This window comes from Streptomyces hokutonensis, assembly GCF_000376565.1.
Classification (GTDB): Bacteria; Actinomycetota; Actinomycetes; order Streptomycetales; family Streptomycetaceae; genus Streptomyces; species Streptomyces hokutonensis.
In genome coordinates, this window is record NZ_BARG01000161.1 from 1 (window position 1) to 1,731 (window position 1,731).

The 1,731-nt window shown below is 68.9% G+C and carries 2 protein-coding genes; both read left to right on the forward strand.

The window, feature by feature from the left end:
• Positions 1-877, forward strand: an 877-nt coding sequence (locus SSP08S_RS54495; protein ID WP_019076041.1) for a Gfo/Idh/MocA family oxidoreductase, incomplete at its 5' end; no start/stop codon positions are given.
• On the forward strand, positions 874-1,731 hold an 858-nt coding region (locus SSP08S_RS54500; RefSeq protein ID WP_019076042.1), incomplete at its 3' end, for a sugar phosphate isomerase/epimerase family protein. The genes SSP08S_RS54495 and SSP08S_RS54500, both read left to right, overlap by 4 nt.

Below are 1,731 nucleotides of genomic sequence, written 5' to 3' on the forward strand. Positions count from 1 at the left end.
GGTCGGCGCCCGGGTCCTGCCCGACGGCGCGGCCGTGATCACGGCGGACGACGTCGACGCGGTCCTCGTCACGTCGTGGGGCCCCACCCACGCCGAGCACGTCCTGACCGCGATCGCCGCCGGCAAGCCGGTGTTCTGCGAGAAGCCCCTCGCCACCACCGCGGAGGACTGCCTGCGGATCATCGAGGCCGAGATCGCACACGGCCGCCGCCTGGTCCAGGTCGGCTTCATGCGCCGCTACGACGCCGGCTACCGGCAGTTGAAGCAGGTCATCGACGCGGGCCGGATCGGCGCACCGCTGATCGTGCACTGCGCGCACCGCAACCCGACCGTCCCGGAGTCGTACACCTCCGCCATGGCCGCTCTGGACACGGCCGTGCACGAGGTGGACGTACTGCGCTGGCTGCTCGACGACGAGATCGTCTCCACCCAGGTGGTCACCCCGCGCGCCACCAGCAAGCGGTTCGCCCACCTCAAGGACCCCCAGATCATGCTCTTCGAGACCGCCAAGGGCGTCCGCATCGACCTGGAGGTCTTCGTCAACTGCCAGTACGGCTACGACATCCAGTGCGAGGCCGTCGGCGAGGAGGGCCTCGTCCGCCTGCCCGACCCCGCCGCGGTCGGCGTCCGCACCGCCGGCCGGCACAGCACCGAGGTCCTCACCGACTGGGTGGGCCGCTTCAAGGAGGCCTTCGACACCGAGTTCCGCGAGTGGATCGCGGGCATCGCCGCAGGCGACGAACCCACCGGCCCCTCGGCCTGGGACGGCTACGCAGCCACCGTCATCACCGCCGCGACCGTCGAGGCCCTGGAATCGGGCCACATCATCGCCACCGACCTCAAGCCCCGCCCCGCCTTCTACGGAGGAGCCGCATGAAGATCGCCCTCGACCCCTACATGTTCCGCGCCCAGCCCCTCGACGACATGGTGCGCACCGTCGCCGAACTCGGCTACGACTACATCGAGTTGTCACCCCGCGACGACTTCATGCCGTTCTTCCTCCACCCGCGTGCCGACGACGACCGCGTGGCGAAGCTGAAGAACTCCCTGCGCACACACGGGGTTCAGCTGTCCTCCGTCCTCCCCCTCTACAAGTGGTCCTCACCCGACGAGATCGAGCGACAGACCGCCGTCCGCTGCTGGAAGCGCATGATCGAGATCACCGCCGACCTCGAATGTCCCCTGATGAACTCGGAGTTCAACGGCCGCCCCGAACGCGCCGCCGAGAGCGAAGCCGCCTTCTGGCGCTCACTGGAGGAACTGCTGCCCCTCTTCGAGCGCGAGGGCATCGCCCTCAACCTGGAGGCCCACCCCGACGACTTCTGCGAGGAGAACACCCCCGCCGTCGACCTCGTCCGCGCCGTCAACAAGCCCTGGGTGAACTACCTCTACTGCGCCCCGCACTCCTTCCACCTCTCGGGCTCCGACCCGACCGCCGACATCGCCGCGATGCTGCGCCACGCCGGCGACAAGCTCCAACACGTCCACATCGCCGACTCCTTCAACCACAAGGGCTCCAGCGGCCTGCGCTACATCCTCAACCCGCCCGGCACCACCGCCCGCATCCACCAACACCTCGACATCGGCCAGGGCGAGGTCGACTGGAACGCCTTCTTCGCCACCCTCCGCGAACTCGACTTCGACGGCGTCGCCACCGCCTGCGTCTTCGCCTGGGAGGAACGCGCCCGCGAATCCTCGACGTTCATGCTCGACCGCATCACCAAGGAACTC